Source organism: Zarconia navalis LEGE 11467, assembly GCF_015207075.1.
GTDB lineage: Bacteria > Cyanobacteriota > Cyanobacteriia > Cyanobacteriales > Geitlerinemataceae > Zarconia > Zarconia navalis.
On record NZ_JADEXN010000174.1, the window covers coordinates 1 to 9,142 of the forward strand.

At 49.0% G+C, this 9,142-nt stretch carries 7 protein-coding genes and 1 tRNA gene; 6 read left to right on the forward strand and 2 right to left on the reverse strand.

Translation table 11 applies throughout. From position 1 onward, the window contains the following. The 4 genes from IQ235_RS10930 to IQ235_RS10945 form a co-directional block, all read left to right on the forward strand. The coding region (locus tag IQ235_RS10930; RefSeq protein WP_264321499.1) for a two-partner secretion domain-containing protein at positions 1 to 3,241 on the forward strand (3,241 nt) is incomplete at its 5' end. A gap of 273 nt (positions 3,242 to 3,514) precedes the next feature. Beyond that, positions 3,515 to 4,660 (forward strand): SpoIID/LytB domain-containing protein, encoded by a 1,146-nt coding sequence (locus tag IQ235_RS10935; protein WP_264321506.1) that lies wholly within the window; start codon positions 3,515 to 3,517, stop codon positions 4,658 to 4,660. Positions 4,661 to 4,856: 196 nt separating this feature from the next. After that, positions 4,857 to 5,810 carry an asparaginase gene (locus IQ235_RS10940; protein WP_264321500.1) on the forward strand — a complete coding sequence of 318 codons (954 nt, stop codon included), beginning with the start codon at positions 4,857 to 4,859 and terminating at the stop codon, positions 5,808 to 5,810. A gap of 66 nt (positions 5,811 to 5,876) precedes the next feature. Then, positions 5,877 to 5,953: transfer RNA gene (locus IQ235_RS10945), tRNA-Met, on the forward strand. A 144-nt stretch (positions 5,954 to 6,097) separates the two neighbouring features. Here IQ235_RS10945 and IQ235_RS10950 read toward each other — a convergent pair. Next, positions 6,098 to 6,706, reverse strand: coding sequence for a Uma2 family endonuclease (locus IQ235_RS10950; protein ID WP_264321501.1), 609 nt, complete (start codon positions 6,704 to 6,706; stop codon positions 6,098 to 6,100). 343 nt (positions 6,707 to 7,049) lie between these two features. Here IQ235_RS10950 and IQ235_RS10960 point away from each other — a divergent pair, with 343 nt between their 5' ends. Both IQ235_RS10960 and IQ235_RS10965 read left to right on the forward strand, forming a co-directional pair. Further along, positions 7,050 to 7,640, forward strand: a complete 591-nt coding sequence (locus IQ235_RS10960) for a Uma2 family endonuclease (RefSeq protein WP_264321503.1) — start codon at positions 7,050 to 7,052, stop codon at positions 7,638 to 7,640. A gap of 150 nt (positions 7,641 to 7,790) precedes the next feature. After that, the gene (locus tag IQ235_RS10965; protein WP_264321504.1) at positions 7,791 to 8,195 is read left to right on the forward strand and encodes a hypothetical protein; all 405 of its coding nucleotides are present in this window, start codon (positions 7,791 to 7,793) and stop codon (positions 8,193 to 8,195) included. Positions 8,196 to 8,222: 27 nt separating this feature from the next. On the opposite strand, the gene IQ235_RS10970 is transcribed toward IQ235_RS10965, so the two are convergent. Then, positions 8,223 to 9,026: a hypothetical protein gene (locus tag IQ235_RS10970; RefSeq protein WP_264321505.1), complete on the reverse strand. Its 804-nt coding sequence runs from the start codon at positions 9,024 to 9,026 to the stop codon at positions 8,223 to 8,225. Positions 9,027 to 9,142 lie beyond the last annotated feature (116 nt).

Consider the following 9,142-nt stretch of genomic DNA (forward strand, 5'->3'; position numbering starts at 1 on the left):
TCCAGAGTCTGGCAGAAAGTCGATCGAACTTTTTCGGTGGTGGGTTCCGGCATTGGCGATCGCTTTTGGGAGTGGAATTGGTGAAAATCCGGCGATCGCGCAGCTTATTCCCGATGATACGCTGGGTGGGGAAAGTTCGATCGTCACGCCGTTGGATGGGTTAGTCGATCGTATCGACGGCGGCGCAGTTCGCGGGGGCAACCTCTTCCACAGCTTCGGTGAATTCAATATCGATGCCGGACGGGGAGCGTTTTTTGACAATCCCGCAGCCATTGAAAATATCCTCACCCGCGTCACTGGCCCCAACCCCTCGAATATTTTCGGCACCTTGGGAGTTTTGGGGGATGCCAACCTGTTTTTGGTTAATCCCAGTGGCATCGTATTCGGGCCCGACGCGCGGTTGGATGTGGGGGGTTCGTTCTTTGCCAGTACTGCTGGGGGGATTCTATTCCCCGATGGTTACGAGTTCAGTACCACCAATCCCGACGCACCGCCCCTACTCACGGTGAACGTTCCCATTGGGTTGCAGTTTGGGGCGAATCCGGGGGAAATTGTCAACCAATCTCAAGTCACGCAAACGATCGATGGTGAAGAATCCATTGTGGGTTTGCAAGTGCCACTGGGGGAAACCCTGGCGTTGGTGGGTGGGAATATTATGTTGACGGGAGGTCGTATAACAGCATTAGAAGGGCGAGTCGAGCTAGGTAGTGCTGGCAGTAATAGCTTTGTCAGTCTTACCCAAATTCCCACAGGTACGACCTTGGGATATGAAGGTATCGAGAACTTTCAGGATATCGGCCTTACCCAAGAAGCCGCGATCGTTACCAATGGCAACGGTGGCGGGAATATCCAGATTCAAGGCCGAAACTTTCTCCAAAGCGGATCGGAGATTCAAGCAACGAATCTGGGTTCCCAACCAGGGGGTACGGTGGCAATTCGGACTTCCGAATCTGTAGAATTGCTCGATGATACAACGGAATCAAACGCTCTGAGTGTTATCCTCACCTCTGCTTTTGGTGAAGGAAGTGCTGGGAATATCGTTATTGAAACCGGGCGATTTGCAGTGCGGAATGGTTCTGCAATTGGGGCAGTTACCTTTGGTCGGGGAACAGGTGGTAACTTCTCGATTCGAGCGCGGGATGTCGAGCTGAGCGGAACCTCTGCAAATGGAGATTTAAGTCGTATCATTTCTGAAACTCAAGGATTGGGAGATGCGGGCAATATTGATATCGATGCCGATCACTTCGTCGTGCGAGATGGTGGGGTCGTTAGTGTTGCAACCGAAAGAGATGGGAGTGGCGGCAATTTACAGATTCGCGCACAGAATCTTGAAGTATTTGGTGCTGGAATTGATGAGGATGGCGATGAAACTTTCAGTACTTTGTTTGCCAGTACGACAGGTGCTGGCAATGCAGGTAACGTCACCATCGATACCGATCGTTTAGCGGTTCTGGATGGAGGAACTGTTACTGTTCTCACCGGTGGTGATGGTCAGGGCGGTACGCTTCAAGTGAGGGCAAGGGATATCGAACTAAGCGGAATCGAAGCAGAAGCGGGTAACGAGAGTTCACAGTCCCAGGCAAACGGTTTACTCGCTGGAACTCAAGGTCTTACCCGTACTTTTGCAACGGGCGATGCTGGCGAGGTGATAATTGACACCGAAGGATTAACTGTTCGAGATGGAGCGCAAATATCTGCAACGACAAGCTTCAGTGAAGGGGATGCTGGTGATATAACAATTCGATCGCAAGATATAGACCTGATTGGAACGAATAATGAGAGCGGCATACTGGCAGGAACGATTCAAGTGGGTGGTGATGCAGGCAGCGTGACCATCGATACCGATCGCTTAAAGATTCAAGATGATGCATTCATATTCGTAGCTAGTATACTCAGCAGGGGAAACGCTGGAACGATTACCGTCAGAGCCAGTGAGTCGGTCGAAATCAGTCGTACTTCGCCAGAAAGCGTAGAGTTAAGCGGTTTATTAGCTGGAAGTTTCGTTGGGGCGGGAAATGCTGGCAATATCACCCTGGAAACGGCTCGGCTATCCATCCGAGATGGAGGAGCTGTTTTTGTCGGTACTTTATTCAGTGAGGGTGATGCTGGAACGATTACAATCCGTGCTACGGATTCCGTTGAACTTGTTGGAACATCTGCCGACCAAAATCCAAGCGATCTGACAACTTTACCTGGAATGAGTGCCGATCGAAATCAGAGCAGTTTGGTCGCTGCTACGATCTTGGCTGGCAATGCAGGAAACGTGAATGTAGAAACCGATCTGCTTACAATACGAGATGATGCCAAACACAATGTAAGCGGTTTGTCACCCGAACTAACTGCTGCTGAGTTTGAGCAGCTAGAATCAGCAATCCCAGCTTTTGAAACGGAACTTTCGTCAGATGCACTTGGATTAGACCTCGTAGCGTTGAGTCGTCAATCTGGAAATCCCGGCAGCATCAATATCAGAGCTTCAAGAATTCGTCTGGACGAGCGCGGCACGCTCAATGCCTCATCAAATACAGGTCAAGGGGGCAATATTAACTTACGATCGGGTAGCGTCCAATTACTCGGCGAAAGTCTCATATCAGCAGCAGGAAGCGAAACAGGAATTACCTTTGAGGGAAATATTGATATTAGTGCCGACACCCTGGCATTGGTTGAAATGAGCCAAATTCTGACCAATGCCTTCGATCCCCAAGGTGGTAGTAACATCACCATCCGCCCCCGGAATCGATCGGATTCGGGTATTGCCATCTTTCAATCTGACGATAGCCTCATCAACGCCGAGGGGGATTTGACGATTGAAGGGGATATCGAGTTCGATCCCGCAGAAGTCCCGGATATCGAGACCACCGATGTCACCAGCCTGATTTCCCAAGGCTGTGAAGATTACGAAGGCAGCGAATTCTACATCACCGGACGAGGCGGCTTGCCCCCCGACCCCCGCGATATCCTACCGGGAAGTTCGATCGTCGAAATTGATTGGGTGGAGTTTCCCGACGAGACCGCATCGGAAGTAGAATCGTCACCAACGGGCGATCGAACCCCCACTCAAACCGAACACCCACACCTGGTTGAAGCCCAAGGCTGGATCGCCGACGAAGCGGGTAACATCATCCTCACCGCCCAACCCTACCGAGGAACCCCCCATCCTTCTGCACTGCAACACCTTGAATGCCAAGATGGCGATCGATTCGGAGAACGAGAGGAGGCAAGAGGAGAGTCAATGGACAATTGACAACGAAAAATCGGTGAGCGCGTTATTCTCCCTTTTCACCAATAGGGAACTCCAGATCTGGGAATAGGAAATAGTGACTCTCTCCCTTGTCCTCCTTGTCTCCCTTGTCTCCCCCTCTCCCCGCTTCTCAAATGGGGTAAAATCGAGGCTATCTTTGACGCTCTGTCATAAATTGCGATCGATACCCAAACAACTCGGAAACATTGTCCGCTCGGGCGCGATCTAACATTTTGGAGCTGATGTTGTTGAATTGTTGAGGATGGTGCGCTGATGATGTTTGCTGGAATTATCGCCTCGGTGGTGTCTTCGATCGAATCCTCGATCGCCCGATCGACTTCCGTGGGGGGACTCTCCCTGTTTTTATGGCTGCTGGCACTCTCCCCGGCTGCCGCTCTCGAAATGCGAGTGGCGATCGAAGACGGAACCTCAGAAGTGAAAGTGGGCAGTTCCACCCCGGCCACGGTCAAAGATGGGAGCGGTCGGGTTTTGGGTCAACTCGATGGCATGAATGCATTTCTCGCCGTCTCTGGCAACAACCAAATTGCCCTAAGTACCTGGCAAGCGGGGCAAATGTGGATCGAACCGGGCCAAGGGGGATTCGTTTATATTGGCGATCGCTGGTATCGCGGTCGCACGAAATTGGTTCTCGCCGACGGGGGGCTGACGGCCGTTAATTACGTCGATTTAGAAGAATATCTCTACAGTGTCGTCGGCGCAGAAATGAGTCCGAGTTGGCCTAGCGAAGCCCTCAAAGCTCAAGCGGTGGCGGCGCGATCGTATGCCCTCTACCAACGCAAACATCGCGGCACCGATACCTACGACGTGGGGGACGATACCTTCTGGCAAGTGTATGTGGGGACAGATAAAGAAGACCCCAATACGATCGCAGCGGTGAATGCCACGCGGGGGGAAATCCTCACCTACGACGCTCAAGTCATCGAAGCGGTGTTCCACGCCTCCTCCGGGGGACATACCGAAGATGTGGAACAGATTTGGCAAGAACCCAAACCCTATCTTCGCGGCGTTCCCGACTACGATGGCGATGCGCCGGTGTATCAATGGAACGAAACCTTTTCCAGTGGCGAACTGAGCAATCGCATCTCTGGGGTGGGGACCGTTGACGAGATGCTTCCCGACCTGACCACCCCCCACGGTCGCGTAATTTCCATGACCGTCATCGGCAGCGGGGGAACGCGATCGATCGAGGGGGAAGACGTGCGCCGCGCCCTCAATCTGCGCAGTACCCTCTTTACCGTCACCCCCCAAGGCGACTCGTTTAATATCTCCGGACGCGGGTTCGGTCACGGCGTAGGTCTGAGTCAGTGGGGAGCAAAAGGGATGGCCGCTCAAGGATACAACTACCGACAAATTTTAGGGCATTACTACCCCAATACCAGCCTGTTGGGGCTAAGCCAGTGAGTCCGATGGGTGCGACCGAAGAATGCTAGAGTTCTTATGTATGACCATCGTCGGAAATGTTAAGTAATGCTCGTGTATGGGTCAAACCCATCGATACTGAAGTGGAAAGAACATCTATTCCACCCCACGGCATCGGTGCCAACTTCGCCGTTCAACCTAGATATCCACGAATTACGCCAAATCGCTACACGCTAATATGACAAGGGGAAAAAGAAAAAATACGGCAACCATAGAAGTCCAGTTGCTCAGAGAAGGGATCGTGGAATCGACCCATCGCGTTGGAGCCGTCATTAGCGATACCCGAGGTCGAGTCCTCTCCGTTGCGGGAGATCCCGAAGATAGCACCTTCGCCCGATCGGCCCTCAAGCCGTTTCAGGCCCTCGCCGTCACCTCCACGGGAACCCTCGATCGCTACAAGTTGACCGATCGCGATTTGGCGATTATCTGTAGTTCCCACAAAGGTTCGATCGTCCAGGCGCGACAAGTTTTCCGCATCCTCTGGCACGCCGAGGTCGATCCCGCGGGGCTTCAATGTCCCGTCCCGGCGGGTAAGCAATCTGCCCTGGAACACAACTGTTCTGGCAAGCACGCTGGCATGATTGCCGTCTGTCAGCAGCGCAACTGGCCCATTGAGAACTACATGCAACCCAACCATCCCGTGCAAAAGCTGATTTTGAGTCAATTAGCCGAACTCTCGGGAATGCCGGCGGCCGAGTTTATCGGCGCGCGGGATGATTGCGGCGCACCGACTTACTCAATGCAACTGTCTCAGCTCGCATCCTTGTACGCTCGATTGGCATCGGGGGATAATTTGGATCTCGAACGGATCGTCCGCGCCATGACTCACCACCCCAGCATGGTGTCCGGAGACGGTGAGTTCGATACGGAGCTGATGCGCCTGAGCGAAGGAGAACTGGTGAGTAAAGCCGGTGCGGAAGGTATTCAGTGCGTGGGACGAGTGGGAGAAGGCATGGGATTGGCAATTAAGGTCGCCGACGGTGCCAAGCGGGCAAAACGGGCGGCCGCCATTCACATTCTCCGGCAAATGGGCTGGATCGGCCCGTCAGTTGCCGAACAGCTAGCCCAAAAGTATATGACCTTCGGCAACTTCAAACGCTTAGAAGTGGTTGGAGAATTATCGATGCTTTAAAAATTCTTTTTGGGAGGGGTTGTAATTTGTTCGTTCATCGGCTTATACTAGGTAAAGTCAAGACGACGCGGGATAGAGCAGCCTGGTAGCTCGTCGGGCTCATAACCCGAAGGTCGGTGGTTCAAATCCGCCTCCCGCCACCAAATAAAACAAAGCCCCGTACTCCTCGTGAGTGCGGGGTTTTGCATTTTCCCACCTTTCAAACGATCGATATTCAGTTTGGCGTTGGTGAGTCTACAGCCCATAATATATTTTATGACTGGGGCAATGTTCGGTATTGAGTACTTTCATTTTTGCTCCTTTGGGGGAGAAATGGGGTCAATCTCGATATTTTCATAAAGATCGGCGATCGGGATTTGAGCCTCAAACGTACTCATAGGTAATACGATATTTAAATCGTCGTATTCCGAAAATAGCCATTGATTTGCAGCCGTTTTGACATAGTGTTCGACATGAATACTATATTGGTCGATGAGAACATATTCACGAAAACTCTCAATACTGCGGTAAGCCGCAAATTTGTCTCCCCGGTCGTAATCTCGCGTCGATTTAGATAGAACTTCAGCCATAAAACAAGGATTGACAACAGTATCGGTACGCCCAGTTTGCAATTGTAAGGGCTTTTCGATAACCATGACATCGGGATAGGTATAGGTATAGAGGCTAACACTTGGAATACAAAGTCGTTGGTCTGCAAAGAAAGTTCGGTAGTCTTTCCCTTTAAGAGCAGATTTAAGAAGAATATACAAATGTCCGGCAATATCATTATGGTTTGGAGTTCCACCAGTCATCGGAATGATTTCTCCATCGCAATATTCGCTGCGGATTTCTGAGGCGATTTCGAGTTCTAGATATTCATCAATGGTGTACTGTTTTCTCTTAATTTGAGCAATCATGACAGGTTTACCTCTCAGATTTAAAGTTTTTGGTTTATCCAAGTTATCGCAGTCGCTTCATCAGTTAATATTACTCTTCATCATTCACTTGAATCTGGACGCTCTCTTTGCTCTTGATGTATCAATATTGGTAGATTGGTAGGCAACAAAGCTTCAAGGTGAGCCACCAAAGATATGACATTAATGGATTGAAAAACTCACGATCGCGCATTAAACCGTGAGCCATACGACTTCTTAGGTTGCCACGAGCATGTTCGATCGGGCAGAATAACGCTCGCTCTTTCAAATTCCCGTCACCCCAGACATTTCCCTAAAATAAGGATAATCCCAAGAGGCTCGATCGATGACGCTCTCAACTCGCCAACGCTTAACTCTCCAGGAGTACCTCGACTATGACGATGGCACTGATACCCGCTACGAACTCGTCGATGGGGTATTAGTTGAGATGCCGCCCGAAAGTAGACTAAACCATCGAATCGCCTCATTCTTGTTTGGCGAATTTTTCCAACTCGGCATTTCCACCGAACTCCTCACCATCGGCGTACAGATTGCGGTTAGCAGCCTTGAAGTTACAGCCAGACAACCCGATTTTGTCGTTTTATCAACTGCCTGTGCTGAAGCTTTAGAATCTGCAAGTAAGGATGTGATTACCGTCGATATGCCACCGCCAGCATTGGTTGTAGAAGTGGTATCTCCTGGGGAACCGGGGGAACCCAACTACGATCGCGACTATATCGAAAAGCGTCGAGAGTATGCCCAACGGGGTATTCAAGAATATTGGATCGTAGACCCCTCCCGTGAAGCGATATTGGTACTGACGCTCAAAGAAACATCATACGAAGAGCAACGATTCACCGGGCAAACATCGATCGCCTCGATCGCATTCCCCAATCTAAATCTAACAGCAGAAGAAGTTCTCAAAGCAGGTCGGTAAAAAACGAGGAAATGCGATCGCAACATAAAATCCCATAGATACGTTCAATACAAATAGATGAAAGCGTTGGGGTTCATTATAAAATAGCTTCATACTGCTTACCTTTACGGTTAGGTAAATTAGCAATCGATGGAATACTTTCCGATAAAATTGCCTCCGCTCGGCGAAACTGTTGAGATTTGTGGAGGTCTTTCTATCCCCGAACCCTTTAGAAACGAAATTGTCGCTGAATACGAACGACTTTATCCAAATATTGATATCTTGTTCTCGGTCAACCGAGAACAAGAATTTTTCTCGTTTTATCATCGAACCCGAGAGATATCCCACAAAATTGCTGACTGTAATGCGATCGTTCTCGATCCAGTCGGTCCCGCCAAAGGTTCTGGGTACATTTTACTGCTAGCAAAGACCACGATCGAGTATCAGCCAGCCTACTTACTCAGTATGGATGGTTATAACAAGACTAAAGAACAGTGGATGAGAGAGTGGGGTCAAACCATCGCGAAGATCGTTTCCCTTCCGTTTGAAGAGTACAGCCTGGGAGCTGATGCCTAAACCCAGATACTCCGAATAATATTCATCTTAAAACGGAATATCATCGTAATTGTGGCTAATTCGATCGCCCTTACGAAGAGCCAAAAAACGAAAATTAATTCTAGAACGAGGAATTAATCCATCTTCCCCTGTTAATAAATTATTTTTCAGGATTTGTGGTATCGGTAATGAAGATGTGACCCTTAAGGTTCCGGCTTGAAGAACTTCAATCTCTTCTCGAACATCCACCATTTCGTCGATTTCCTCAAAAATGATAAGATTGTGTGGGTAAAGAAGATCTGCAATAATAATAAAACTATCTGTCGAAGCATTATCGAATAAAAAATTTATATTTTCGAGAAGAATAGATCGATCGATGATTTCATTGAAGCAATTTTGAAAAACAAAAAGCTTCTGGCTTTGAACGATCGATTGAATATTCTCAAAAGCGCTTTTTTGACCGAAATCTAGTTTCTCACTATTTAAAAATAATTTTCCTCTCCATGATTTAGGAATAATATAATTTTGGGTAATCAATCGACTGGGAGTCCATCTTTGGGCAGCAATATCGTAAATATTAGCAATCAGCGTCCTCGTTTTAGGCGAACGATCGCCTAAAAATTGAGTTAAACCCACGAGTTCGGGACAAGGCCCCGCTCCAAAAAAACAAGCTTTGACTTCGCGATCGCAACTAAATTCTGACCAAAGCAATCTCAGAATTTCAAGCGTCATCTGCGCGTAGTGAGGATAATATGTAATTAAATAAGAAGCCTGTATAGAAGGTCTGGCATAATCAACAACGACAAAGTTAGACCAATAAGATTTTCTGAGTTCTCTGACAGAAGTTTGCAAAGAGATTAAATAATTTTCAAAGGTTCCTTGACGCTTGGGATCGTAAAATAATCGCGAACCTTTTATCCCATTCAAAATATGCTCGTAAAGCCTTTTCACGTACCCAGTCGGACTCG

What these genes read in the sequence shown, in the direction of transcription:
- IQ235_RS10935 (WP_264321506.1), top strand. Translation starts at nt 3,515, where the DNA reads ATGTTTGCTGGAATTATCGCCTCGGTGGTGTCTTCGATCGAATCCTCG.
- IQ235_RS10940 (WP_264321500.1), top strand. Translation starts at nt 4,857, where the DNA reads ATGACAAGGGGAAAAAGAAAAAATACGGCAACCATAGAAGTCCAGTTG.
- IQ235_RS10950 (WP_264321501.1), bottom strand. Translation starts at nt 6,706, where the DNA reads ATGATTGCTCAAATTAAGAGAAAACAGTACACCATTGATGAATATCTA.
- IQ235_RS10960 (WP_264321503.1), top strand. Translation starts at nt 7,050, where the DNA reads ATGACGCTCTCAACTCGCCAACGCTTAACTCTCCAGGAGTACCTCGAC.